The 25,073-nt window shown below is 64.0% G+C and carries 20 protein-coding genes; 4 read left to right on the plus strand and 16 right to left on the minus strand.

All coding sequences use genetic code 11. The features are described from left to right. Window positions 1–47 precede the first annotated feature (47 nt). The 6 genes from ACFPB1_RS14445 to ACFPB1_RS14470 all read right to left on the minus strand — a co-directional run bounded on the left by ACFPB1_RS14445 (window position 48) and on the right by ACFPB1_RS14470 (window position 7,621). Window positions 48–1,538, minus strand: a complete 1,491-nt coding sequence (locus ACFPB1_RS14445) for an extracellular solute-binding protein (RefSeq protein WP_379226419.1) — start codon at window positions 1,536–1,538, stop codon at window positions 48–50. 157 nt (window positions 1,539–1,695) lie between these two features. Then, complete coding sequence (locus ACFPB1_RS14450; RefSeq protein WP_379226421.1) at window positions 1,696–2,700, minus strand: LacI family DNA-binding transcriptional regulator; 1,005 nt, start codon at window positions 2,698–2,700, stop codon at window positions 1,696–1,698. A 413-nt stretch (window positions 2,701–3,113) separates the two neighbouring features. Next, window positions 3,114–4,196, minus strand: coding sequence for a Gfo/Idh/MocA family protein (locus tag ACFPB1_RS14455; protein WP_379226424.1), 1,083 nt, complete (start codon window positions 4,194–4,196; stop codon window positions 3,114–3,116). Between the two features lie 165 nt (window positions 4,197–4,361). Next, window positions 4,362–5,564, minus strand: a complete 1,203-nt coding sequence (locus ACFPB1_RS14460; protein ID WP_379226426.1) for an enolase C-terminal domain-like protein — start codon at window positions 5,562–5,564, stop codon at window positions 4,362–4,364. Between the two features lie 39 nt (window positions 5,565–5,603). Then, window positions 5,604–6,398 carry an SDR family NAD(P)-dependent oxidoreductase gene (locus tag ACFPB1_RS14465; protein ID WP_379226428.1) on the minus strand — a complete coding sequence of 265 codons (795 nt, stop codon included), beginning with the start codon at window positions 6,396–6,398 and terminating at the stop codon, window positions 5,604–5,606. A 353-nt stretch (window positions 6,399–6,751) separates the two neighbouring features. Next, window positions 6,752–7,621, minus strand: coding sequence for a hypothetical protein (locus tag ACFPB1_RS14470; protein ID WP_379226430.1), 870 nt, complete (start codon window positions 7,619–7,621; stop codon window positions 6,752–6,754). A 242-nt stretch (window positions 7,622–7,863) separates the two neighbouring features. On the opposite strand from ACFPB1_RS14470, the gene ACFPB1_RS14475 reads away from it, so the two are divergent. From ACFPB1_RS14475 to ACFPB1_RS14485, 3 genes are all read left to right on the plus strand, one after another. Continuing rightward, entirely contained in the window at window positions 7,864–8,523 is a 660-nt protein-coding gene (locus ACFPB1_RS14475) for a response regulator transcription factor (protein ID WP_379226432.1), read from the plus strand. Beyond that, a complete protein-coding gene (locus ACFPB1_RS14480) occupies window positions 8,520–9,956 on the plus strand; it encodes a sensor histidine kinase (protein ID WP_379226434.1) in 1,437 nt (478 codons plus the stop codon). The genes ACFPB1_RS14475 and ACFPB1_RS14480 overlap by 4 nt, the downstream gene beginning before the upstream one ends. 108 nt (window positions 9,957–10,064) lie before the next feature. Further along, window positions 10,065–10,871, plus strand: coding sequence for a hypothetical protein (locus ACFPB1_RS14485; protein WP_379226436.1), 807 nt, complete (start codon window positions 10,065–10,067; stop codon window positions 10,869–10,871). Between the two features lie 201 nt (window positions 10,872–11,072). Here ACFPB1_RS14485 and ACFPB1_RS14490 read toward each other — a convergent pair whose 3' ends face one another. The 8 genes from ACFPB1_RS14490 to ACFPB1_RS14525 all read right to left on the minus strand — a co-directional run bounded on the left by ACFPB1_RS14490 (window position 11,073) and on the right by ACFPB1_RS14525 (window position 19,173). Then, window positions 11,073–12,113, minus strand: coding sequence for a Gfo/Idh/MocA family protein (locus ACFPB1_RS14490; RefSeq protein WP_379226439.1), 1,041 nt, complete (start codon window positions 12,111–12,113; stop codon window positions 11,073–11,075). Beyond that, on the minus strand, window positions 12,110–12,274 hold the full coding sequence (locus ACFPB1_RS14495; protein WP_379226441.1) for a hypothetical protein: 165 nt from the start codon (window positions 12,272–12,274) through the stop codon (window positions 12,110–12,112). Before ACFPB1_RS14495 ends, ACFPB1_RS14490 begins: the two co-directional genes overlap by 4 nt. Window positions 12,275–12,982: 708 nt before the next feature. Beyond that, window positions 12,983–13,747 carry an SDR family NAD(P)-dependent oxidoreductase gene (locus tag ACFPB1_RS14500; RefSeq protein ID WP_379226443.1) on the minus strand — a complete coding sequence of 255 codons (765 nt, stop codon included), beginning with the start codon at window positions 13,745–13,747 and terminating at the stop codon, window positions 12,983–12,985. Between the two features lie 191 nt (window positions 13,748–13,938). Next, on the minus strand, window positions 13,939–14,727 hold the full coding sequence (locus ACFPB1_RS14505) for an enoyl-CoA hydratase-related protein (RefSeq protein WP_379226445.1): 789 nt from the start codon (window positions 14,725–14,727) through the stop codon (window positions 13,939–13,941). A gap of 16 nt (window positions 14,728–14,743) precedes the next feature. Beyond that, on the minus strand, window positions 14,744–16,288 hold the full coding sequence (locus ACFPB1_RS14510) for an acyl-CoA carboxylase subunit beta (protein WP_379226447.1): 1,545 nt from the start codon (window positions 16,286–16,288) through the stop codon (window positions 14,744–14,746). A 16-nt stretch (window positions 16,289–16,304) separates the two neighbouring features. Continuing rightward, a complete protein-coding gene (locus ACFPB1_RS14515; protein ID WP_379226449.1) occupies window positions 16,305–17,450 on the minus strand; it encodes an acyl-CoA dehydrogenase family protein in 1,146 nt (381 codons plus the stop codon). Next, complete coding sequence (locus ACFPB1_RS14520; RefSeq protein WP_379226451.1) at window positions 17,447–17,806, minus strand: hypothetical protein; 360 nt, start codon at window positions 17,804–17,806, stop codon at window positions 17,447–17,449. The genes ACFPB1_RS14515 and ACFPB1_RS14520 overlap by 4 nt, the downstream gene beginning before the upstream one ends. Next, entirely contained in the window at window positions 17,803–19,173 is a 1,371-nt protein-coding gene (locus tag ACFPB1_RS14525; RefSeq protein WP_379226453.1) for an acyclic terpene utilization AtuA family protein, read from the minus strand. The genes ACFPB1_RS14520 and ACFPB1_RS14525 overlap by 4 nt, the downstream gene beginning before the upstream one ends. A gap of 377 nt (window positions 19,174–19,550) precedes the next feature. Here ACFPB1_RS14525 and ACFPB1_RS14530 point away from each other — a divergent pair, with 377 nt between their 5' ends. Beyond that, complete coding sequence (locus ACFPB1_RS14530; RefSeq protein WP_379226455.1) at window positions 19,551–21,224, plus strand: ribonuclease J; 1,674 nt, start codon at window positions 19,551–19,553, stop codon at window positions 21,222–21,224. 100 nt (window positions 21,225–21,324) lie between these two features. Here ACFPB1_RS14530 and ACFPB1_RS14535 read toward each other — a convergent pair whose 3' ends face one another. Then, window positions 21,325–22,407, minus strand: a complete 1,083-nt coding sequence (locus ACFPB1_RS14535; RefSeq protein WP_379226457.1) for a Gfo/Idh/MocA family protein — start codon at window positions 22,405–22,407, stop codon at window positions 21,325–21,327. Between the two features lie 356 nt (window positions 22,408–22,763). After that, window positions 22,764–24,812 (minus strand): glutaminase family protein, encoded by a 2,049-nt coding sequence (locus ACFPB1_RS14540; RefSeq protein WP_379226557.1) that lies wholly within the window; start codon window positions 24,810–24,812, stop codon window positions 22,764–22,766. Window positions 24,813–25,073 lie beyond the last annotated feature (261 nt).

Consider the following 25,073-nt stretch of genomic DNA (forward strand, 5'->3'; position numbering starts at 1 on the left):
CTCCTCCCCCACGCGCCGCGCGCGAAGGAAAGGAGCCGGCCCCGCGGTTACTTGGTCGCCGCGTCGATTTGCGTTTTGTTCTTGTCGAAGATCGCCATCGCTTTTTGCTGAATGTCCTTCGCGACGTCTTCCGGCTTCACTTTGAGCGTCACGAGGTCTTTCTTCGTATCGTACGGGTTCAGCACTTTATCGATGATTTCCGCATCGCCCGGCAGCCATTTGTAGCCGTCGACGAAGCCGTCGCCGATCATGGAGATGACGTCCTTGATGCCCGGCGCCGTGAACGTCGTCTTCAGGTACGCGTCCCACACGTCGCGGTCGTTGACCAGCGGCATCGTCTGGATCGGCTTCTCGATTTCGTTGATGCGCTGCATCCAGCCGTCCGTCGAGAACGTCAGCCACTTGATGAATTCGTACGCTTCCTTCGGATGCTTCGTGTTCGCCGCCATGCCGATATAGTCCGTCACGATCGGCACGCGCTGGCCCTTGTCGGCCGGCAGCGGCAGGAAGTTCCACTTGAACTTCGCGTTCTTCGCGAGGTCGGAGAACGCCCAGGTGGCGTCGATCTTCATGCCGACCTTGCCGGCCACGAAGGCGCTCTTGTCCTTGCCGTACCACTTGTCCTGCTCCGCGCGCTCGTACAGGTCCACCGACGTTTTATCGTTGTACACGATGTTGTTGATCCAATGAATCGCGTCGGAGAACGCCGGGTTGTCGAAGTTGAATTTCGTGCCGTCGTAGGTCAGCCAGCCGAGCGACGGGTCGAACTGCGGCACGAACGCTTCGCGGGCGCCGATGATGTTTTCCACGCCGAACTGGTGGTCGCTTACCTTCGTCAGCTTCTTCGCGATGTCTTCGAACTCTTTCGTCGTCCAGTTCTTCTTCGGCAGCGGCACGTTCTCTTTGTTGAACAGGTCCTCGTTGATGAGCACGCCCGTCATGAACATTTGATGCGGCAGCATGTACTGTTTGCCGTTGTACTGCCCCGTCTCGCTCAAGTTGCTGAAAATCTTGTCCGAGCTGTAATCCGGATCCGCGTCCAGGTACGGTTTCATGTCCGCGAGCCATCCGTTCGCCACGTCCGCCGGCCCGTTGAACACGAAGAACACGTCCGGCAGCTTGCCCGCCGCGGCCGCCGCGCCCAGCTTCTCGTCCCACGGCCAGGTGACGGATTTGTCGATTTCGATCTTGATGTTCGGATGGGATTTCATGAAGGCGTCGATCTTCTTCTGCTCGATGACGGGATCGCTCCACGTCGCGAACTTCAGCGTGACCGGCTCGCCCGAAGCGCCGCCGCCCGCAGCCGCGTTCGTACCGGTGTTGCCCGCCGTGCCGGCGTTCGCATTGCCGGCGTCGTCGCCGGCGCCGTTCCCGCTGTTCGCGGCGTTTCCGCCCGCATTCGCAGCGTTCCCTCCCGCGTTCGCGGCATTTCCCCCTGCATTCGCGGCATCGCCGCCGTTCGCGTTGCCGCCGCCGCAGCCGGCCAACAAGCCTGCCAGCAGAACGGTCGTGAGCACCGTGCCAACCGATTTTTTCATCGCCGTTTCCCCCTGTTATTGCGGGCATTCGCTGCCCGATAATGGTTAATTCGCCCGCCGGCGAACCGGCGGCCAAAATGTAAGCGTAATCATTTCTTGGCGATAACGGGCCCTCGCCGTTTGCGCCGGCGCCCGTTAGTCCCTCACGGACCGTGATTTACTGCGAAACCGTCTTCTTCAGCTGCACGCCGCACGACTCCCGAACGACAAGCTCGGTGTCGAGCAGGATCTTCTTGGGCTCGGCCAGCCCGTCATGCAGCGCTTGGAAAATCGTGTGCGTCACGATGGAGCCCCATTCGCGCATCGGATGTTTGATCGTCGTGAGCGCGGGACGGACGTACGACGACAGCCGGAGATCGTCGAAGCCCACGATCGCGACGTCTTCCGGCACCTTGTAGCCAGCCTCCGTCAGCGCTTGTATGCAGCCGATCGCCATCTCGTCGTTGGCGGAGAAGATCGCTTCCGGCACCTTGCCGCTCATGATCAACGACCGGGTCGCCTGGTACCCGCCTTGCTCGGTGAAATGCCCTTGGGCCGTGTACGCGACCTGGAACGGCAGCCCCGCGTCCTCGAGCGCGCTCTTGTAGCCTTCGAACCGCTTCTGGTTGTTGTAGGAATTCACGCCTCCGCTGAGGTAACCGATCGTCCGGTAGCCTAGGCCGGCCAGATGCTTGGTCGCGTTATACGCGCCCTGCACGTTGTCGATCAACACCTGGTGGACGTGATCCGCCTTCAGTTCCCGATCCATCACCGCGATCGGAAAGGAGCTCGACGCCATCTGCACGAGCAGCTCGTCCGGGATGGTCGGACCGAAAATGACGGCGGCGTCGAACAGCTTCTCCTGAAGGAAGCGGCTCGACGAATCGTTGCCGGTGCTGCAAGCGATGAGGTCGTAGCCGTTCGATTCGACGACCTCCTGGAGCCCTTCGATGACCGAACTGAAGAACGGACCGCCGAACCCGGTCACAAACAGCGCGATCGTCTCCGTCTTCCGCCGTTTGAGGTTCCGTGCCGTCGCGTTCGGGCGATAATTGAGCGCGTCGACGACGGACAGCACCTTCTGTCTCGTGAGCTCGCTGACCCGCGGGTCGTTGTTCAGCACGTACGACACCGTCGAGACGGAGACGCCGGCTTGTTTCGCGACATCTTTGATGGTAGCCATGGATGCCCCCTCTCGAGCGTATTTCTGATTCTCTATCATCTTTTTTGAAACGTTTCAAATTACAATATTTACTATAGCCCATTAATAAAGCGATTACAATACCGATTTTGGGTAAATTTTCTTTAAATCTTCGTGGAATTTCAGAGGACATGACAGCGGAAAATGAACCACTATTGAAACGATTCAAAACGCAAGCGGCAGCATTTCGCTTCGTAATGCGATCTAGTAGATGCCGGGGATGGTGCGGTTAGGGGATGGCGTACGCTGCCATAACGCCGGCCCCGTCGCCGGCGTTCCTGCGCAAGCGGCTCTGGACGCGGCAAAGCCGCCGAAGTGGCTTCGGCGGCTTTGGAGGTTGCGTATGGACGGCACGCGCCCGCCTCATTAGCGGCGGACAGGCGGCCGGACGCTGCTTAGTAAGGCAGCTCGATCGACACTTCGCGGCGGGCTTCCGCCGAGCGGAGCACCCCGTCGATGATCGCCTGCTGAATGAGGATCTGCTCGCCCGGGATCGGAGCCGGACGGCCGTCGCGCACCGCTTCGGCGAAGTCGTGCACCTTTTGGTCGAACAGGTTCAATTTATGCTCGATGGTCGGAATCGGCGTCGAGGTGTGCGCGCCGAACTCGTCATGGTAGAGCGTGATGGAGCCGACCGAGCCGTCCCATACGCCCGACCACGGGCCGGCGCCCGCAGGCGTCACCTTCAGGCCGGCGTCCGTGCCGAGGAACATCGTCGCGCCGAGCGTGTCCATGTGCATCGCCCAGGAGATTTTGAACTGCAGCACGAGATCGTTCTCGAAGCGGACCATCGCCACGCCGAAGTCTTCGACCTCGAACTTGCTCGCTTCCGGATGGTACAGCGCGTTGGAGCCGAAATGGTTCGACGTGAGCGCGGAGACCGTCAGCGGACGCGGGTAGCCCAGCGTATTCAGCGCCATGTCGAGCGAGTAGCAGCCGATGTCCGCCATCGCGCCGGCGCCGGCGAGCTTCTTGCTGATGAACGTTCCGCCTGGCATGCCGCGGCGGCGTCCGCCGCCCGTCTCGACGTAGTACACGTTGCCGAGGCGTCCGGATTGCACGATCTTTTGCAGCAGCTTCATGTTCGGGTCGTAGCGCGGCTGGAAGCCCAGCGTCAGCATTTTGCCGCTTTCCTTCGCGGCTTCCGTCATCTCGATGCCTTCCTGGAGCGTGACGGACATCGGCTTCTCGAGCAGCACGTTTTTGCCCGCGCACAGCGAATCAACCGTCGTGATATGGTGGGATACGTTCGGCGTGCAGATGCTGACGCCGTCCAGCTCCATGCGGAGCAGTTCGGTGTGCGTGTCGAACGCCGCCGCTTCCGTCAGTTCGTTCGCTTGGGCGAAGGCCGCCGCCTTGCCCGGAATGACGTCCGCCACGCCGACGATGTCGACGTAAGGCAGCTTTTTGTACGCGGAGACGTGGGCTCTGGCGATGCCCCCGGTTCCGATGATCCCGATACGCAAGTTTTTGCTCATGGTCCGATCCTTCTTTCTAGGAATGAGTAGGATGATCAATAACAGGCCATTTTCGCGATACACCTTGACCATAGCATATCGGCGAAGCGAAGTTTACTTCAAATTGATGTCACCGGCGTGCGAATTTGCGACAGCCGGCGGATGATCGCCCGCGGGGCCGCGGCGTTACGGCCGGACCGAGGTGCCGTCCGGCGTGCGGGCGAGCGTCCATGCCGGCAGACGGTTGTCGCACGGATAAGCGGCTGCCTTTCTCTCGTCGATGTCGACGCCGAAGCCGGGCGCATCGTTCACGTACGCGTAGCCGTAACGCAGCTCCGGACAGCCCGGAAACACTTCGCGGATCCGGTCGGAGAAGCCGTACCATTCCTGGATGCCGAAATTGATCGAGCTGACGTCGAGATGCAAATTGGCCGCATGGCCCACCGGCGAGACGTCGCCCGGGCCGTGCCAAGCAGTGCGCACGCTGAACGCCTCGCACAGCGAAGCGAGCTTCTTCGCGGGCGTCAAGCCGCCGATCGCGCTGATGTGGCAGCGGATGTAGTCGATGAGCCGGTTCGCGATCAGCGGCGTCCATTCGCGCGGATGCGTGAACAGCTCGCCCATGGCGATCGGGGTCGCCGTCTGGGCGCGCAGCGTCTCGAACCAGTCAAGCTGCTCCGGCGCGAGCGGGTCCTCCAGGAAGAAGAGCCGGTAAGGCTCCAGCTCGCGGGCCAGCCGGACCGCATCGATCGGCGCGAGCCTCTCATGGATGTCGTGCAGCAGTTCGACTTCCTCGCCGACCGCGTCGCGGATGTGCGCGAACAGGCGCGGAACGCTCCGCATATACGCCTTCGGATCGAAATACGCGCCGGCCAGCGGCTGCTCCGGCTGATGCAGCTTGTGATCCCGTCCGCCGTAGCCGCCCATCTGGCAGCGAATGTAGCGGATGCCCTGCTCCATGAACTTGCGCACGTTCTCTTCGACTTCGCGCTCGTCGCGGCCGTCCGCGTGGCGGTAGATCGCCGCGCCTTCCCGGCATTTGCCCCCGAGCAGCTGGTACACCGGCAGTCCGGCGAGCTTCCCTTTAATGTCCCACAAGGCCATGTCGACCCCGGACAGCGCATTGTTCAGCACCGGTCCGTTGCGCCAGTACGAGCTGACCATCGCGGTCTGCCAGATGTCCTCGATGCGCTGTACATCCTTGCCGATCAGGAACGGCTTCAAGTATTCCTCGACCGCCGTTGCGACCGCCAAGTACCGCTGCGTAAACGTCGCGCAGCCCAGCCCGTACAGCCCGGGCTCCGACGTCTCGATCTTCACCACGACCAGATTGATGCCCTCCGGCGCCGTCAAAATGGTCTTGACGTCGCGAATCGTCACGTTCGCCATCGTTTATCCCTCTCCCTTATGCGCAAAATGGTGCTGCCCTCACGCGTTCCATCCCGGACTGCCGCTTCGCTCCGGCATCCCGGGCAATATCAGCCCGCCGTCGACGCGGATCGCGGCGCCGGTAACGTAGCCCGCTTCCTCCGACGCGAGCCAGGCGACGGCTTCGGCGATGTCCGCCGGCCGTCCCATCCGGCCGAGCGGGATCTTGCCGCCGAGCTCGGCATAGCCCGGCTCCCAGCGCGGATCGTCGCGCACCGCGGTCGCGCCCGGCGCGACGCAGTTGACGCGGATGCCGCGCGGGGCGAGATCGAGCGCGATCGACTGCGAGGCGCGCGTCAGCGCCGCCTTCAGGCCGCCGTAGACCGCGTCGCCCGGATAGGCGCGTTCGGCCCGCGACGATGTGATGTTGACGATCGCGCCGCGGACGCCCCGCTCCGCCATCCGCTTCGCGACCGCCTGCATCAGCATCATCGGCGCGCGGAAATTAATCGCGTAGACCCGGTCCATCTCCGCGGCGTCGAGCTCGATAATCGGCTTGAACCGCACCAAACCCGCATTGTTCACCAGCGCGTCGACGCCGCCGAGCGCCTCGTCCGCGAACGCGGCGAGCCGCCCCGGCATGTCCGGCTCGGCCAGATCGCCCTGAAACACATAACACGCCCGGCCGTATTCCCGCCGGATGCGCTCGGCCGTCTCTTCCGCTTCCGCCGGCTCGGCGTAATGGCCGATGGCCAGATCATAGCCGCGGGACGCCAGCAGCAGCGCGATGCCTCTGCCGATGCCCATGCTCGCCCCCGTGACCAGCGCCGTCCGGTTTCGTTCCGAATGCCCCATGCCCATCCTCCTGTTCGACGTCGCGCGTGCCGGGCTTGTCCCGCCCGGCCGATGTAAGCCCTTACAGATTTGGATTGCAACCTGCGCCTTCCCGTCGTCTGCTCCCCCGCATGCCCGTTATCGTACGCTGCCGCGGAAGGCCGAAGTTATGACGCTTCCTGTTATTCATTCGCATTCCGTTCTGCTTTTCCTGCTCGCCCGGAGAAAAGAACCGCTGCCCGCGGCAAGCTTCATCCGCTCCATAAACAACGTCCCTTCGCGCATGCGCGAAAGGACGTTTCGAGTGCCGATGTATGGCTGCCGGCGGCGCCCGATGCGCCAAGCCCGCCGCTGGGCAAGCTGCCTTCGATCGGCTAGCCCCAGCCGGGTATGCCGCTGTTGTGCAAGCCGGAGGCCGGGAATCCGCCGCCGAATGGCCCCGTCCCCGCTCCTGGGATGCCGCCGCCGAACGGGCTGCCCGGAAGGCCGGGGAACGTCGACCCAAAACCGCTGCCCGGAAACCCCGTTCCCGGACCGGCGCCGAACGGAGTGCCCGGGAAGCCGGGGAAGCCCCCGCCTCCGAAGCCTTGACCCGGCATGCCGCTTCCGAATGCGCCGCCCGAGGCACCGAAGCCTTGACCGGGAAGCCCTCCGCCGGGGAATCCGCCGCCGAACGCGCCGAAGCCCTGCCCCGGAAATCCGCCGAAGCCTCCTCCTTGGCCGCCGCCCGGGAACCCTCCGCCGGGAAACCCTCCGCCGAACCCGCCAAAGCCTTGACCTTGGAATCCGCCGCCTCCGCCTCCGGGAAAGCCTCCGCCAGGAAACCCGCCGAAGCTGCCAAAGCCCTGACCTTGGAATCCGCCGCCCGGTCCGCCTCCGGGAAAGCCTCCGCCAGGAAACCCGCCGAACTTGCCGAAGCCCTGCCCCGGAAATCCGCCGAAACCGCCTCCTTGGCCGCCGCCCGGGAAGCCTCCCCCGGGAAACCCGCCAAAGCCGCCGGGCATGCCCCCGAACATGCCGCCCTTCGGAAAGCCGCCCCCCAGCATGCTGCCCAGAAGTCCGCCTTTGCCGCCGCCGCCGAGCATGCTCCCGAGCAGTCCTCCGCCCTTGCCGCCTCCCAGCATGCTGCCCAACAAACCGCCGCCTCCCAGCATGCTTCCGAGCGCGCCCCCGCCCGGGAATCCGCCGCCAAGCAAGCCGCGGCGAAGCGCGTGAACATGAGGCGGCAAGGTATTGAATGTCATAGGCCCGTTCCTCCGATGCAAAATGTCTACTCCGATATCCTATGCCCGCCCCTCGAACCGCGACACTCGCCCAGCGAAGACGGCGCCTGGCCGTCCTCCGGGACGGCCAGGCGCCCCAACCTCATCCGCTTTGTCCGTGCGCGTGAAATTACAACTAATTTACAACTCGGAGACAAGTTCCTATACATTATCATCTATCATCTATCAATGAAGAAGACTAAAAAGAGCTGCGAGGGATCGGCATGGAAAAACTCATCATCATCGAAGACGACCCGGCGATATCCGATCTGATCCGATTGAATCTGGAATTGGCCGGTTACGGCTGCCGGCAGGCGTATAGCGGGAAAGAAGCGCAGCTGGCGCTCTCGGATTTCACGCCCGATCTGGCGCTGCTGGATCTCTCGCTCCCCGACATGGAGGGCTACGAGCTGCTCGACCGGTTCAAGCACGGCGAAGTGCCGGTAATCTTCCTGACGGCCCGCAACGCCTTGACCGATAAGGTGAAAGGCTTGAAAATGGGCGCCGACGACTATATCGTCAAGCCGTTCGAAGCGATGGAGCTGCTTGCCAGAATCGAGGCTGTGCTTCGCCGGTATGGCAGGAAGAGCGACCGGACAATCCTCGGAGGGCTCGAGATTCATCTGGAGGAGCGCGCGGTTAAGCGAGGCGGCGTCCCCGTCGAACTGACCATGAAGGAATACGAGCTGCTCCTGCTTCTCCTCAACAACCGCAACAAAGCCCTGTCCCGGGAGAAAATTCTGGAGCTCGTCTGGGGGTACGAGTATATCGGCGAGACGAGGACCGTCGACATACATATCCAAAAGCTCCGCAAAAAGCTGGGCTGGGAAGACCGGATTAAGACCGTCTACAAATTCGGGTACCGGCTCGAGGCCGCCCCGTGAAGCTCTGGCAGAAAGTGTTTTGGTGCACCTTCCTCCTGTTCGAGCTGCTGTATAACGCCTCTTCCCTCTACCTGATCCGGCATGATTTCAACCGGAACCTGGTCCGGGAAGTCGATCGCGGGCTGGCGGACCAGCAGCTGATCGCCGCGCAGATCGAAGCGGATTGGTCGTACATCACCAATCTGAATACGCTGCTGAACGCCGCTAAAGAAGAGCCCGGCGAATTTCTGAACCGCAACGCGCCGAAGTATCTGAAATCCTTCGATCCCGGCATCACGTCCATCGAAATTAAGGATGACCGCGGTCAAACGGTCTTTACCGGTTTCGCCGGCGCGATCGACGGCCCGAGGCCCGAGCTGGACATCAAGCATCCCGACGACCGCAACTATGTCATTCGGAGCATCGGCCCCAAGAGCGTATTGTTCGTCTCCGGCGGACTCGACTTGGGCGGCCGCGCCTTTAAGCTCACGTACATCCTGGATATGACGGACCTGTACGCGGACAAGGACGCGCAGATCCGCAATTTTATCCGGCTCAATCTCGTTGTCGCCGTCGTCCTGGCCGCCGGCCTGTACGGCCTAATCTGGTTCCTCACGCGCTCCGTCCGTCTGCTCGCCGAATCCGCGCGGATGATTGCTTCGGGCGGGTACGCGCATCGCGTCGCCGTGCTGTCGAAGGACGAGATCGGCCTGCTGGCGGAGCAATTCAACGCGATGGCCGAGGCGGTCGAGGAGAACGTCCGCGCGCTGGAGGCCGCCGCCGAGAACAAGCAGCGGTTCATCCACTACTTGACGCATGAATTGAAGACACCGCTGACGTCGATCATCGGCTACGCCGACCTGCTCCGGACGACGTCGTTCAACGAGGACGTATTTTACCGCTCCCTCGACTACATATACAGCGAAGGCAAGCGGCTGGAGAGCCTCGCGTTCAAGCTCATGGATCTGATCCTCGCCGACAATCATCGGCCTCTCCTGAACGCCGGAGACATCCGGCCGCTGTTCGAGGAGACGGCGCAATTAATGAAGCCGCAGCTGGACGCGGCGCAGGTGACCCTGTCCCTGTCCGCGGAAGCCGCAAGACTGCCGATGGAACGGGATTTGCTTCTCATTTTGTGCACCAACATCATCGACAACGCCGCGAAAGCCTCGAAGGCCGGGAGCGGCATCGAATTCCGCGGGTACCGGACGGAAGGCGCCCGCTATGTCATCGAAGTGCGGGACGAGGGAATCGGGATCCCCGAGCCGGATATCCCTAACGTGTTCGAGCCTTTTTATACGGCCGATCAAAGCCGTTCGCGAACGAGCCGGGGCGCCGGGCTGGGGCTGGCGATCTGCGCGGAGATCGTCCGGCTTCACGAAGGCGAGCTGAGCATCCGGAGCAGCCAGGGCGAAGGCACCTTCGTCCGCATCAGCCTGCCCGGGGCATGCTAACTAATTTACAACTTGCCGATCCTGCTGAAATATCTCGCTTCTATACTGAGGTTGCGGGTCGGAACCGCGCGGTCCGATAGCGCAAATCCCCTATATGGAGGTCATCTCATGAAACTTCTCGAAGCAGTTCAAAACAAAAAAATCGCCGGCACGCTCCTGGCGTCGGCGCTGGTCATCGGAAGCTTAGGCACCATTACCGCCTTCGCGGCAAGCGGCAGCGACGCGATTCCGAAAAACACGGTCATGACGGCGGCCGCTCCGGCCGGCGCGCCGGCGGCGGCGGACGTCGCCCAAGGCACGATCCAATACGGGAAGACCGTATATGCGACAACCGACGGCAGTCAGAACTTTACCATGGAGCACTGGTACGATCCGCAAACGAAGGATTACCGGACGGACGTGCAGGAATTTTCCGCCGATCACCGGCTTCTTAGCTATCGCAGCACCTACTTCCTGAACGGCCGCAGCGAGCTGGTCGTCATTCAGCGGAACCAAAACGGCGATCCCGTCAGCGGAAAGCGGCTCCAGCGGGCCGACGATCCGAAGCCGTTCGAGCCTTTGGATCGGAAGAGCCTTGATTTCAGCGCCGTCAAGCAAACGTACCAAGCCAGCTACTGGACGTCAGCCGGTACCGAGCATACATCCGACGGGAAGACGCTGAACAAATTCACGAACAGCTACCGGTCTACGCTCGATGACGGCACGCAAGCCAATATGCAATACATCGCGTACCTCGACCCGCAATCCGGCTTCCCGGTCAAGGAAGAGCTGTACGAGGACTCTACCGGAACGTACAAGCTCTTCAGCACCGATACGGATGAATACCGTTACGTCTCGGACGACGGATCCGTCTTCGCTACCGGCGGCGTGACGCTTGCGCCGGTCAAGTCGTCCGCCGAGGTATTCGCCAAGTAAATCGCGAAGTAATCGCCCTTCGCGTTAAGCGCCGCGTATAGATTCAACAGGGCTATTAAGCCGCATGCGGCAAACGAGAATCGCCCCCACCGGCCGGTGGGGGCGATTCGCCGTTCGCGGCCGGCTTACCGTGACTTCAGGATACGCACCGCCCTCCTTGCCGCGCGCCTCCGCTCGCCCATGGCGGCGAAGCGGTCCGGCCTATCGCTCGCCGACGGCGACCCGCCGGCCGCTCTCGAACGAACGGACCGCGGCGTCCGCGACGAGCAGCGCCCGGTAGCCGGCCATGGCGTCGACCGGCGGCCGCTCGCCGGCGCGGAGCGCCCCGATCACCGCGTCGGCGTGCTTGTCGAACGTCCGGTGGAACTCCCGGTCGGCGTCGTTGAAATACCCGGCTTCCCAGCTTTCCCCGACCTCGCTGCCCGCGGCGTGATACGTGTATTTCTTCACCGTGTCGTGAATGACGGACCGCCCGCGTGTCCCGTCGATCTCAACGCGGTGCGTGTCCGGGTACGCGTAGGACGAATCGTACGTGCCGATCAGGCTGCCAACCGCCCCGCTCCGGAAGCGCAGCGCGAGCGACATCGTGCGGTAGCCGCCGCCCGTCATATCCGTCATCTCCGCCATGACCGATTCGATCGGGCCGCATAAATATTCCAGCATGTCGATGCCGTGGCACTGCGTCTCGATCAGATTGGCGTGCGGGTGGCCTGCGCCGCCCTCGCCGCCGAACCGCCAGGAGGCGAAGGTGACGTCGCCCAGCCGTCCGCCCGCGATCGCGGCTTTGGCCAGCTCCACCGGCTTCGCGTACCGGTGGTTGAAATTGATCGCGAAGAACACGCCCCGCTTGGCGGCTTCGTTCATCAGCTCGTCGGCTTCGCGAAGGTCGAAGACCAGCGGCTTCTCGACGAGCAGCGGGAATCCGGCCCGGATCACCTGCAGCGTCGCGTCGAAGTGTCCCTGGTTCGGCAGGCAGAGGCTGACCAGATCCGGCGTTTCCCGCTCGAGCATATCGGCGATCGACGTGTAGGCCCGCGTGCCGAACAGATCGGCCTTCGCCTGCGTCCGCGCCTCGTCCCGCCCGACGATCGCGCAGAAATCCACGTCCGGCCGCGACGACCAGATCCGCGCGTGCTGCATGCCCCAGCTGCCCGCCGACCGGAAGCCCGCGGGCGATCCGAGCGCCTCGGCGGACCCGCCGGCACCGATCAGCGCGACCTTCAGCTTGTTCGCGGCGCTCATAGTTCGATCGGCACCTTTCCGGTGTCGCCTTGGAAGAACAGCTCGCAGGCTTCATGACCTTGGCCCGGAACCGGCACCGGCCTCTCCCCGTACTCGATTTTCCCTTGCTCGGCGAACAGCGGAATCGTCATCATCCCCGGCGTATTGACGGCTTGGCTCATATTCTTCATCTCCCGTTAGCGGCGGTCTGCGGAGCCGGGACGAACGCGGGTCGCGTTCCGCCCAGTACCCTGCATACAGGCCATGATTCGTTAACATTAACGATACCGACAAGGTAACATTCCTCTTTTTTCCTGTCAATCGTTTGGGAGATTCGTAGATTCACGAGCGGGAAATCGCTTACAAATATCTGGTGCGAGCCAAGATGAAACCCATACCTCTATGTATTCATTCAAATCATTCGGATGATGAAGTTCATACAGTGATTGTTATTCTAAACGCTTTTTTAGGCTACTTATGGCTACTGTTCATCAATAATATCTTAAATCTTGCCGAATCGCTGGATAACGTGATTCTCAAGGCGATTGTTCTTCTGTTAGGGACAATGTTGTTTGGAGAGATTATAAGAAGAATCACCCCATCAAAGTGGTTGGCTTATGCTCATGCTTTATTGTGGTGATTATTGGTGCACTTACTTTTAATTTTGGCTGAGAAGCTGCTCAGCGACCGGGTACGATTCAATACAAGAGGCAGTCTACAAATATGATCTGGCTACGAAGCAGTTGCAGATCATCGAAGGTGAAGTCGCGGCTACACGGGTTCGGACCTCGTTAGAGCTCAATAAAGAGGACGCTCCCGCGCCTTCGCTTGGGCTACGTCCTCCTCATTACATTTCATTCCAATGATGGTGAAATTGCGTATGTTCCCGATCAGATCGACATGCCGCCCGATACCTCGATCCGCTGGGCGTTGACCCAGCGTTGCTCGTCCGAGAGCAGCGAGGCGATCGCGCCGCCAACGTCGTCCGGCTGGCCGACGCGGCCGAGCGCCGTCATGCCCGCCACCTGCTTGTTCAGCTCCGGATTGTCTCGGACCATGCCGCCGCTGAAGTCGGTCGCGATCGCGCCAGGGGCGACGGTGTTGACGGCGATGCGGCGCGGACCGAGCTCCTTCGCCATATAGCGGGTCAGCACTTCGACCGCCCCCTTCATGGAACCGTAAGCGGCGCTGCCCGGTATGACGATGCGCGTGAGCCCTGTCGATACGTTCACGATCCGGCCGCCGTCGTTCAGGAGCGGGAGCAGCTTTTGCGTAAGGAAAAACACACCTTTAAAGTGGACGTTGTACAGCTGGTCCAGCTCTTCTTCCGTGGTCTGCGCCAGCGAATTGTGATGCGACGTGCCGGCATTGTTGACCAAATAATCGAACCGCTCGGCGCCCAGCTCCGCAAGCGCGGCGCTTGCGCGTTCGGCGAAATCGCTGAACGAGGCGGTCTGCGTCGCGTCGAGCTGCAGCGCGACGGCCCGTCGGCCCGCTTCCCGCACCTGGGCGGCGACCTTCTCGGCCTCCGCCTGGTTCGTATAATACGTGAATATGGAATCGACGCCCCGCTTGGCGAGATTGAGCACGACGCTGCGGCCGATGCCGCGGCTGCCGCCCGTAACGATGGCGATTTTGGCGAGGGATGAGGACATTCGGCATACCTGCTTTCGGTGAATTTCCAGTCCGCCAATAAAATTGACTAACTGGTTAGTTATAATATAGGTCTGTACATTCTATTCGTCAAGCCTTCTTTTGCCGGCGAACCGCGATCCAAGCAACCCAAAAGGCCGGAGCAGGTACGCGTGCTCCGGCCTTCGCTTTTCCAGGCGCCTCGCCGCACGCCCTATTCGCCCGTAAATCGCGGCGGCCGTTTCGCCCGAAACGCCTCCAGCGCCTCAAGCCGGTCCTTCGTGCCGATCAGCGCCGCGTAGGCTTCCGCCTCGATCGCCATTCCCGTCCCCAGATCCGCGTTCAGGCCCCGGTCGATCGCGGCCTTCGCCTTCGCCACGGCAAGCGGCGCGACAGCGAGCAGCTCGGCCGTCAGCAGCGCGCATCGTTCCGACAACTCTTCCCCGTCCTCGGCGATCCCGTTCACGATTCCCCACGCATAGGCCTGCTCCGCGGTGATTTTCCGCGCCGTCAGGATCAGCTCCTTCGCCCGCGCCGGTCCGATCAGCCGCGCCAGCCGCTGCGTGCCGCCGGCCCCGGGAATGATGCCGAGGCTCGTCTCGGTCAGTCCCAGCAGGGCGTCCCGTACGGCGAAACGGAAATCGCAGCTGAGCGCCAGCTCGAGGCCGCCGCCGAGCGCGAGCCCGCCCATGGCGGCGATCGTCGGCTGCGGCAGCCGCGCCAGCGCGCCGCAGACGGCTTTGATGCGGCCAACGCCGCGGAGGATCGTCTCGCGGTCCGTCAGCGCGAGCCGCTCTTTCAAGTCCGCGCCGGCGCAGAACGCCCGCCCCGCGCCTTCGACGAGGACGACGCGAATCTCGCGCGGACGCCGGCCGGCCGCCTCGACGATCGCGCCCAGCTCTTCCAGCATGGCCTCACCCAGCGCGTTCAACCGTTCCGGACGGTTCAGGACGATCCTCCCGACATGTCCTTGCTCCTCCCACCGCACCTGTGCCGCCGTCATTAACCCCGCTCCCCGTTCATACCGGATACACCGGATGCTTGCGGTCCGCGAACGCGATGCGCTTCGACGCATAAGCCGCGAACCGCTTGATCAATTCCTTGCGCAGGCCGTGCGGCGGCACGATGCCGTCGATGACCATGTCCGACGCCAGCTGGTAGAGGTCGATATCACGGCTGTATTCTTCGCGCTTTCGATCGACGAAGGCCGCCCGCTCCGCTTCCGGCAGCTCGGCGATTTTACCCGCGTATACCGCGTTCACCGCCGCTTCGGGCCCCATCACGGCGATCTGAGCCGACGGCAGCGCCAGGCAGCAGTCGGGCTCGAACGCCGGGCCCGCCATCGCGTACAGCCCCGCGCCGTATGCCTTGCGGACGATGACGGAGATCTTCGGCACCGTCGCCTCCGAGACGGCGGCGATCATTTTGGCGCCGTGGCGGATGATGCCCGCCTGCTCCACCGCCGTGCCGACCATGAATCCCGGCACATCGGCGAGGAACAGCAGCGGAATCGAGAACGCGTCGCACAGGCTGACGAATTTAGCGGCTTTGTCGGCGGAATCGTGGAACAGGATGCCGCCCTTCGTCCGCGGCTGGTTCGCGACGATGCCGACCGGCTTGCCCCCGAGGCGCGCCAGTCCCGTGATGAGCTCGCGTGCGAACAGCCGCTTGATCTCGAAGAAGGAACCTTCGTCGATCAAGCCGTCGAGGAAATCGTACATATCGAACGGCGTGTATTGGTCGCCGGGGATCAGCTCGCCGAGCGACCGTTCGCTGTCGGCGGGCGGCCGCGCTTCGCGCTCCGGCGGCTGCTCCGTATAATTCGCCGGGAAGTACGCCATGTACGCCCGCGCCAGAGCGATCGCCTCCTCTTCGCTCCTCGCCAGCACGTCCCCGCAGCCGGAGACGGCGCAGTGCATGCGCGCGCCGCCGAGCGCCTCGAGCGTCGCCTTCTCGCCCGTCACCATCTCCACGATGCGCGGAGAGCCGAGGTACATCGACGCGTTGCCCTCCACCATGACGACGATGTCGCAGAACGCCGGAATATACGCGCCGCCCGCGGCGGACGGCCCGAACAGCAGGCACACCTGCGGGATTTTGCCCGACAGCTTCGCTTCGTTGTAGAAGATCCGTCCCGCCCCGCGCCGGCCGGGATACATGAGCGCCTGGTCGGTGATGCGCGCGCCGGCCGAATCGACGAGGTAGAGCAGCGGCACCCGCAGCTTGTCGGCGGTCTCCTGCATGCGGATGATTTTCTCGACGGTCCGCGCGCCCCACGACCCCGCCTTGACGGTGGAATCGTTGGCGACGACGCAGACCGTCCGCCCGTGAATCCGGCCGATGGCCGTCACGACGCCGTCCGCGGGCAGGCCGTCCTCGGCGCCGCTCGCGAACAGCGCGTCCTCCAGCTCGACGTCGTCGTCGAACAGCAGCCGCAGCCGCTCCCGGACGAACAGCTTGCCCTGCTCGGCGTTTTTGGCGTGGTATTTCCCCGCGCCGCCCCGCTTGATCGCGGCGATCTCCTCCCGCAGCCGGCCTAGGCCATTGTCGCGTTCGCGCCCCATCCTCCTCCCCCTTCCGTCAGTCGTTGCAGCCGAGCTGCGCCGCGATGACCAGCCGCTGAATCTCCGAGGTGCCCTCCCCGATCTCGAGCAGCTTCGCGTCGCGCATGTAGCGTTCGACCTCGTATTCCTTCATGTAGCCGTAGCCGCCGTGGATCTGAACCGCCTGATCGCAGGCCCTCATGCACGTCTCCGTCGCGAACAGCTTAGCGATCGCGGCTTCCTTCTTGAAGCTCCTGCCCCGGTCCTTCAGCCACGCGGCCTTATACACCATGTTCCGGGCCACCTCCGCGTGTGCCGCCATGTCCGCGAGCTTGAACTGGATCGCTTGAAACGAAGACAAGGCGCGCCCGAACTGCTTGCGCTGCTTCGCGTAGCGGAGCGACCGGTCGAGCGCCGCCTGGGCGATGCCGACCGCCATGGCCGCGATCCCGATCCGGCCGCCGTCGAGCACGGCGAGAAACTGCTTGTAGCCGCGGCCTTCCACGCCCAGCAGGCGGTCCTCCGGCACGGCCACCCGGTCGAGGATCAGCTCGGTCGTGTTCGACGCGTGCAGCCCCATTTTCTCGTAACCGGCCCGCACGGTGAAGCCGGGCGCGTCCGTCGGGACGATGAACGCGCTGATCCCGCCCGTGCCCTTCACGCGGTCGGTGACCGCCGTCAGCGCGAGATTGCGCGCGTAGGACGCGTTCGTGATAAAGCATTTCGAGCCGCTGATGCGCCATCCGCCGTCCTCGCGCGCGGCCGTCGTCCGCGTGCCGCCGGCATCCGAGCCGGCGTCCGGCTCGGTCAGGCCGAACGCGCCGAGGTATTCGCCCGCGCAGAGCGGGGCCAGGAAGCGCTCCTTCTGCGCCTCGGTGCCGAACATCGCGATCGGCGCGCCGCCCAGCGAGACATGCGCGGAGTACGTAATGCCGGTCGAAGCGCACGCCCGGCTCAGCTCCTCGACCGCGATCGCGAAGCTGACCGTGTCCGCGCCCGCGCCGCCGTAGCGCTCGGGGAACGGCAGCCCCATCATGCCGAGCTTGGCGAGCTTCGCGAACACATCCTCCGGGAACGCCCCCGTCCGGTCCCGCTCGATTGCCCCCGGAGCTACCTCGCCGTCCGCGAAGTCGCGCATCAGCGCTTGGATCATCGCCTGCTCCGCCGTCAATTCGAAGTTCATCCGCGTACCTCCTTCCCGGGGCCCGGCTGCGCGGGATCGCCGCCGAACTCGATCGCCAGCCGCATGAGATTGGACGCGTAGCATTTGCCCAAATTGTCCATCCGCAGCGTCGCGGAGCCGCCCCCGTCCAGCGCCTCCCGGCAGACGAAATTCATCGCTCTTAAGCTCGGGAGCACGTACCGGACGACTTCCCCGCGCACGAGGCCGGCGAAGTGCGCCTTCACGCGCTCCGCGGTCACCTGCTCGGCCAGCGCCTCGAACACCTCGTCGTTCGGCGCGAACAGCGCGATGTTGACGCTGTTGCCCTTGTCGCCGGACCGGGCCTGCGCGAGATAGCGCAGCTGGATAAGGGTCATGGCCGCACCTCCGTCACGGTCACGCGGACCTTGCTTTCGATGAGCTCGCGCGGCACGAGACAGGACCACATGCCGAGCAGCTCGCGCGGCTTCATCATCCCGAGGAAGGCGCCCATGGCCGGCGGGCCGCTCAGCATGAGCGGGGGCACGAGCCGTCCGAGCTTGGCGGCTTCGTCCCGGCTCTTGGTCCGCACGGCCAGGCGGACGTACACCTCGTTCGGCTCCTCGGCGGGCGGCGGCGCAAGCGGCCCGTGCAGGGAATCGAGGCCGAGGAAGTCCGTGCGAATCTCGTCGGCCCGAAGTCCGCTCCGTTCGATCTGCTTGCGCACGATCCGGTCGGCCGCGCGGGCTTTCGCCGGCGCGTCCGGCCACGAATACCCCCAGATCGCCTGCCCCAGCCAGCCGTCCGCGTAGCCCATCACGACCTTGAGCGTCTCGGGCCGCTTCGTGCCGCGGGCGCCGGTCACCCGAACGCGGTTCGGCCCGATGTCCTCGAGCGCGACCTCGCTGACGTTCAGCACGACGTCGGGCGTCGCGTACGCGAACGGGTCGTGAATCTCGTACAGCAGCTGCTCCTTCACGGTGTCGACGGATACGAGGCCGCCGGTCCCCTCCGGCTTCGTCAGGACGAACGTCCCGTCCTCCGCAATCTCCGCGATGGGGAAGCCGATGTCCTCGAGCGCCTCGACGGCCTGCCAATCCCCGCTGAAATTGCCGCCCGACGCCTGCCCGGAGCATTCCAGAAGATGGCCCATCAGCACCCCCTGGGCGAGCCGGTGCCAGTCCTTCGGCCCGATGCCGAACTCATGGATGTACGGCGCGAGGAACAGCGCCGAGTCCGCCGCGCGTCCCGTGATGACGACGTCCGCCCCCTGCCGGAGCGCGTCGGCGATCGGCTTCGCGCCCAAGTAAGCGTTGGCAAAAACGATCCGGTCGCGAATGTCCGCGATGTCGCGGCCGTCCTCGAGATGGTCGAGCGGCACGCCCTGCTCGCGGTACGCGTCGAGCTCCTCGCGCACGTCGTCGCCGGTGACGACGGCGAGCTTGAGGCCCTGCAGCCCCAGCTCCTTCGCGACCCGCTCCGCTTCCCGCAGCGCCCCGGCCGGGTTCATGCCGCCGGCGTTCGTAATGATCCGGATGCCGTTCGCCCTCGCGACCGGAAGCAGCGCCCGGAGCTGCGACGCCAGGTCGGCCGCGAAGCCTTTGGCAGGGTCCCGCTGCCGGTCCTTCTGCAGGATCGCGAGCGTCAGCTCGGCCAGACTGTCCATGCAGAGGTAGTGGATGCCGCCGCGCTTGGCCGTCTCGACTGCCGGCGCGGCCGAATCGCCGTAGAAGCCCTGCCCCGCGCCGATGCGTATCGTTTTCATCCGTTCCTCCTTCCCCCCGCGGCGAACGCGGGGTTTGCGGAACTGCTAGCAGCACATCCCGTGTCATAGTACATTGTATGGCGGGCCGGCAGGGGGTATTCGAGCGCGTTCGCGCAGGCCGTCCACCGTTAGGACGCCATACGCGAAAAAACCCTCCCCTTCGACAGGAAGGAGAGGGCACCGCAATGGATTGGCATTCCGAGCTCGTAGATAGAACGCTCATATGGCAGCCGAATCCGAGGGAAAGCATCCCATCCGTATACCGGACCGCGCCGATCCGGCGATGGATAATTTTAGACGGGATGGGCAATCTTAATCGTATTTCCGCGCGAACGGACCGGTCGGATCCGTATCGCCGCGAAAGGAGTTATCCACTGATGAAACGCTCGGAAGACAGGCTCTCGATCGTCGCCCTGGGCGGCGTGAACGAAATCGGCAAAAACATGTACGTCGTGCAGTACAACGACGACATCATCGTCATCGACTGCGGCTCCAAATTTCCCGACGAGAGCTTGCTCGGCATCGACGTCATCATTCCCGACATTGCCTATCTGCTCGAAAATCGCGACCGGGTGCGCGGGCTGATCGTCACGCACGGCCACGAGGACCATATCGGGGGCATTCCGTTCGTGCTGAAGCAGCTCAACATCCCGATCTACGCGACCCGGCTCACCTTGGGGCTGATCCAGGGCAAGCTGCGCGAATACGGGCTGCTCGGCAAGGCGAAGCTGCAGCAGATCGACGCGAACACGGAGCTCACGCTCGGGGCGATTCCGATCCGCTTCTTCCGCACGAACCACAGCATACCGGACTGCCTCGGCGTCGCCTTCCACACGCCGCAAGGCACGGTCGTCCATACGGGCGACTTCAAATTCGACCTGACGCCGGTCGGCGGGCAGTACGCGGACATCCACAAGATGGCCGAGATCGGCCGAAACGGCGTGCTTGCGCTCCTGTCCGAAAGCACGAACGCCGAGCGGCCGGGCTTCACCCCGTCGGAGCGGCTCGTCGGCGCGCATATCGAGGAGGAATTCGCCAAGGCCGAGGGCAAAATTTTTCTCGCCACCTTCGCCTCCAACGTGCACCGCGTGCAGCAGGTCATCGACGCCGCGGCGAAGGTGAACCGGCGGGTCTGCCTGCTCGGCCGCAGCATGGTCAACGTGGTGGACGTAGCGTCCTCGCTCGGGTATTTGCAGGTGCCGGACGGCATGCTCGTGGAGCCGGCGGAAGCGAACCGGTATTCGCCGCGCGAGCTCGTCGTCCTCTGCACGGGGAGCCAGGGCGAGCCGATGGCGGCGCTTGCCCGCATCGCGAACGGCAGCCACCGGCAGATCGGCGTGTCGCCGGGCGATACGGTCATCCTCGCCGCCACGCCGATTCCCGGCAACGAGCGGAACGTCGCCCGCATCGTCGATAACCTGTACGAGCGGCGCGCCAAGGTCATTTACGGCTCGGGGTCCGCGACGGGCATGCACGTGTCGGGGCACGCGAGCCAAGAAGAGCTGAAGCTCATGCTTACGCTGATGCGGCCCAAATATTTCATCCCGATTCACGGCGAATACCGCATGCTCTACCAGCACCGCATCATGGCCGAAGCGGTCGGCGTGGAAAGCGGCCACACGTTTATTTTAAACAACGGGGACGTGGTCGACATCGCCGGCGGCGTCGCCCGCCAGGACCGGAAAATCCCGAACGGCAACACGCTCGTCGACGGGCTCGGCATCGGGGACGTGGGCAACATCGTCCTGCGGGACCGGAAGGTGCTGTCGGAGGACGGCATCCTCATCCTCGTCATGTCCGTCGCCAAGTCGGGCGGCAAGGTCGTCACCGGGCCGGACGTCATCTCGCGCGGCTTCGTCTACGTGCGGGAATCGGAGGGGCTGCTCGAAGAGGTGCAGCGGATCGCGCTGAACGCCGTCTCGCAGCTGGACGGCTCGAAGCCGAACCAATGGGCGTCGTACAAGCAGGCGGTCAAGGACGAGGTCGCCAAATTCCTGTACATGCATACGAAGCGCAGGCCGATGATTCTGCCGATTATCATTCAGGTGTAGCGGCCGCTGCGCTTCTCAGCGAAGCGCAGCCCGCTATGAAGAACGCCGGAGCCCGTTCGCGGGCGCCGGCGTTTTTCATTTGGCTGGCTTACCGCGGCGTTTATCGCGCTTCCGGATGCCATGCCTGCTTCTCGGACGTCACCGTCGTGCCTTCCGCGATCGCCCACTGGGCGAGCAGGTTCAAGTAATGGTCCTGCGAAGCTTCGGCCAGGCTGTAGAACGACGGCCCGCCCCGGACGTAGTCGCCCATCTTGGCGAGCGACGTCGCGACGGCGACCTCGTCGTCGGTCAGCCGCCCCGGCACGAACGGATTGACGTACAGCCATTCCGCGCCGAGCAGGATGCCGCCGTAGTTGAAGCCGAGCACGTTGCCGTCGAAGCCGTTGTCGATGCGCCGCAGCTTCAGCACGACCGGCGTCCGGAAATCCTGCAGCCACGCCGCTTCGTCGCCGATGATTTCCCCGCGCTGCCCCCGGACGAGCAGCCGCTCCCGCCGGATCCACGAGAAGTATTGGTCGCCCGTAAAATCGAGCACCCCGAGCTTGTCCCCGAAGCGCAGGAAGACGATGTCCTGGCTGGAGTCCTTGATAACCTCTTGCCGGGGCGGGCCTTGCCTGCCGGGTCCCTCCACGATCGGCGACACGAATCGCTGGCCGGTAATCGCGGCTTCCTCGAAGCGCACGCCGAGAAACTGCCGGATCAGGCTGATGCCGTGATAGCCGTGCGCGACCGACACCTGCGCCTGCGAGACGTCGCCGAGCTTGCCGGAGCGCGCCAGCGTGATCCGCGCCGCGTGCATCGGCTGGAACAGGAGCTGCTCTGCCACCTGCACCTTCGCCTCGCCCCCGACCGCTTCGTACAGCGCGGTCAGCCCCGCGAGATCCGGCGCCGGCGGCGTCTCCGCCAGCACCGGCACGCCGCGCGCGGCCAGCTCGCGGATATAGACCGGACACACCTCCCAAGGCACGGACACGACGACGAAGTCCAGGTCCGCGCCCGCGAGGAACGCGTCCAGGTCACGGTAGACGTCCACGCCCCACGCCGCGCGCTGGGCGGCGGCCGTCTCTTCCCGGCGGACCAGCATCCGCGCGGCTTCGAACCGTTCCGGCAGCTCCCGCGCGATGCGCAGGTAGAAATCCGCCCGCCAGCCGTGGCCGATGATGCCGAATTTGATTTTCTCCATCCTTCTTCTCCCCTCTCGATTGGACATGCCGAATGGCTAGCCCCACTATACCATAATTCGGCAGGCCCGCGAGGACGGGCAAGGACACGCGAGCCGAATTGAATCGCATGCGATCACGCGGGACGACGAATATACGCGAATGGGGGAGGACGCGCGCATAAAGGAGACGCGAGCCGGAGCGAATCGCATGCGGCCACGCGGGATGACGAACATGAGCGAATGCGGGATGACGCGCGCATAAGCAGAAAGAAGCCGCGGGTTGCGCGGCTTCTTTCTGCTTGCTGCTATCTGCTTCATTCTTCTCATTTAGCCCGAATCGAGTTGCGGATACCGCGAACCGCTTGCCATCGGCCGCCTTAGCCGGCCGTCCCCTGGCCTTGCTGGACGCGCCCGCCGACGAGCAGCAGCCCCTTGTCCTTCAGCAGCTTCATGAAGATGCCGCCGACGACGCTGCGGTGCTGGAAGTTCAGCTGGCGCGCGGTGAGCGTGTCCGTCCAATCCGAGAACGGCACGCGGTCCGCCGATTCGTGCAGCATCGTCCATACCGGCTCGATGAGCGCGATGAAGTCGGCCCGGTCTTCCGCGAACGACGCCGACCAGACGACCCAGTCGGACTTGGTGTAGGACGCCCGGCTGTCGAGCGGCGTGCCGTACCGGTTGCGGCGCGACAGATACCAGGCCGTTTCCTTGCGGAAGGTGTCCGCCCCGAACAAGTCCGTGCCGAACAGGACGTCCCAGATGAGATTGTACTTCAGGCTCCACGTGCCGTCCTGGCCGAACGCAAGCTTCGTATGGTCCCCGTCGTCCGCGAGAACGCGCCACTGGCCGGCCATCGCCTTCGCCGTCCGCAGATAGTTCTCCTGCGCCTCCGCGTCGCCCGCGATGCCCTTGAGCAGCGCGAAGCTCGCCACGCCCATGACGGCTTTGACGGACAGGTTCGCGTTGCGCGCGAGATGGCCGGCAAAATCGTCCGTGCACAGCTGGTTGGCCGGATCAAGCCCATGCTCGGTCAGGTAGTCCGCCCACTGCGTCCAGAGCGGCAGGTGGCCGAGAATGTAATCCGGGCTGCCGCCGGCCAGGCAGTAAGCCGCCGCCATGATCAGCATGTTGCCGCATTCCTCGACCGGCATCTGGCCCTCGAGCGCGTTGTCGCTGTACACTTGGCCGTTGCCGAGCGGATACTGGCCGATGTCGTGCGGCGCGAAGTCGAACGGCCATGCGTCGCTTTCCGCGTAGCGCAGGATCGGCCGGATCATCGCTTCGACGAGCGACGGATTATACAGCAGAAACAGGGGCACGGACGGATAGCTGACGTCCACCGTCGCCATGCAGCCGTTGCTGTAGCATTCCTTGGACAGGAACAGCAGGCCGCCGTCTTTATCCGTGACCAGCTTATGGGCCGCGATCGCCTGGCGGTATGACAGCGCGAGCAGGTCGGCGTACTTCCCGCCGCCGGCCGCCTCGGCGTCGGCCAGCAGCCGCGCGTCGAAATCGCCGCAGCGCGCCGCGAGCGCGTCGTGCTCCGCGAACGCCGCGGCGAGCAGCGCCGGCATGGTCAGACCGCCGCGTTTCCAGTACGCCTCCAGCCGGTCACCGAAGTACTCGATCGCGTAGACGTCGTCGTACGCGAGCACGAACTTCGTGCCGGCGGGCGCACCGGCGACGCCGCCGAAATCGTGCACGAAGGCCATTACCGGCTGCGCGTCTCCCACGCTGCGCGGCGTCTCGGGATCGCCGTACGGCCGCAGGCTGCGCTCGCCGCGGACGAACGCCTTGCGCATCTCCGCCGAGCCGATGAACGCGGATAAGCGCTCGGACTTCTCGGCCGCCAGGTAGAAATGTCCCCAATCGATCCGGTGATCGTCCCCGGAGCGGTTCAGGTACTCCTGGCGCTCGTGCGACAGCCGCAGCACTTCAAGCCCGCCGTCCGCCGCCTGCCTGCCCGTCACGGCCTGCGTCGGATGATCGACGCACCACTCGCCTGTTACGTCGAAATAGAGCGCGGTCTCGTGGGCGCGGCCGTCCGTCGACTTCGCCTCGAACGAGACGTACGACGCCGGGCGGGACAAGATGTCCAGGTCTTCCAGCAGCAGCGGCGTCGTGAAGCGGACCGTCAAGGCCACGCCGCCGGCTTCGAACGTATAGACGGTGCTGAGCGGAGTGACGGTCAGGCCGGTCTGCTCCATGGCAGGCGGCTCCGTGTAATACCGGTTGGCGTTGGACTGCACCTTGCCGGCGAAGCGCCAGACGGCGCCGTCGATCCGCAGCAGGCCGGTCATAGCCTGGCGCTGGCCCGTCCAATGGCGGGTGAAATCGTCGGTCAGGCGGTCGGCATTCGACCAGACGCTGAAGTAAGGATCCACGGTAACTAACGGCACGGCAGGGGGACGAAGAGTAGTAATGATGGGCACCCGCTTTCTGATATATGATTTTTGTAATACATATATAATATTATCTATATATAAAAGGTGTCAATAACCGTTCTCTCCCGCCCGCCCCGATCCGCCTCCCGCCGCCGGCCTTTGATGAACGAACTTGGGACAAAGCACAAGCACGCTTAAACAGTCTGAAGCAACTACGATCTCGCCAAAATAACCGCGTCCCAACGATACTCGATGGGCTTCTCATCTGCGGCAAATGGGGTAAGCGGATGTTCGGTAAAGAAA

This window comes from Paenibacillus sp. GCM10023250 (assembly GCF_042653205.1).
Taxonomy (GTDB): domain Bacteria; phylum Bacillota; class Bacilli; order Paenibacillales; family Paenibacillaceae; genus Paenibacillus_Z.

Coding starts and splice junctions, on each gene's coding strand:
- ACFPB1_RS14445 (WP_379226419.1), bottom strand. CDS start 1,538: ATGAAAAAATCGGTTGGCACGGTGCTCACGACCGTTCTGCTGGCAGGC.
- ACFPB1_RS14450 (WP_379226421.1), bottom strand. CDS start 2,700: ATGGCTACCATCAAAGATGTCGCGAAACAAGCCGGCGTCTCCGTCTCG.
- ACFPB1_RS14455 (WP_379226424.1), bottom strand. CDS start 4,196: ATGAGCAAAAACTTGCGTATCGGGATCATCGGAACCGGGGGCATCGCC.
- ACFPB1_RS14460 (WP_379226426.1), bottom strand. CDS start 5,564: ATGGCGAACGTGACGATTCGCGACGTCAAGACCATTTTGACGGCGCCG.
- ACFPB1_RS14465 (WP_379226428.1), bottom strand. CDS start 6,398: ATGGGGCATTCGGAACGAAACCGGACGGCGCTGGTCACGGGGGCGAGC.
- ACFPB1_RS14470 (WP_379226430.1), bottom strand. CDS start 7,621: ATGACATTCAATACCTTGCCGCCTCATGTTCACGCGCTTCGCCGCGGC.
- ACFPB1_RS14475 (WP_379226432.1), top strand. CDS start 7,864: ATGGAAAAACTCATCATCATCGAAGACGACCCGGCGATATCCGATCTG.
- ACFPB1_RS14485 (WP_379226436.1), top strand. CDS start 10,065: ATGAAACTTCTCGAAGCAGTTCAAAACAAAAAAATCGCCGGCACGCTC.
- ACFPB1_RS14490 (WP_379226439.1), bottom strand. CDS start 12,113: ATGAGCGCCGCGAACAAGCTGAAGGTCGCGCTGATCGGTGCCGGCGGG.
- ACFPB1_RS14495 (WP_379226441.1), bottom strand. CDS start 12,274: ATGAGCCAAGCCGTCAATACGCCGGGGATGATGACGATTCCGCTGTTC.
- ACFPB1_RS14500 (WP_379226443.1), bottom strand. CDS start 13,747: ATGTCCTCATCCCTCGCCAAAATCGCCATCGTTACGGGCGGCAGCCGC.
- ACFPB1_RS14505 (WP_379226445.1), bottom strand. CDS start 14,727: ATGACGGCGGCACAGGTGCGGTGGGAGGAGCAAGGACATGTCGGGAGG.
- ACFPB1_RS14510 (WP_379226447.1), bottom strand. CDS start 16,288: ATGGGGCGCGAACGCGACAATGGCCTAGGCCGGCTGCGGGAGGAGATC.
- ACFPB1_RS14515 (WP_379226449.1), bottom strand. CDS start 17,450: ATGAACTTCGAATTGACGGCGGAGCAGGCGATGATCCAAGCGCTGATG.
- ACFPB1_RS14520 (WP_379226451.1), bottom strand. CDS start 17,806: ATGACCCTTATCCAGCTGCGCTATCTCGCGCAGGCCCGGTCCGGCGAC.
- ACFPB1_RS14525 (WP_379226453.1), bottom strand. CDS start 19,173: ATGAAAACGATACGCATCGGCGCGGGGCAGGGCTTCTACGGCGATTCG.
- ACFPB1_RS14530 (WP_379226455.1), top strand. CDS start 19,551: ATGAAACGCTCGGAAGACAGGCTCTCGATCGTCGCCCTGGGCGGCGTG.
- ACFPB1_RS14535 (WP_379226457.1), bottom strand. CDS start 22,407: ATGGAGAAAATCAAATTCGGCATCATCGGCCACGGCTGGCGGGCGGAT.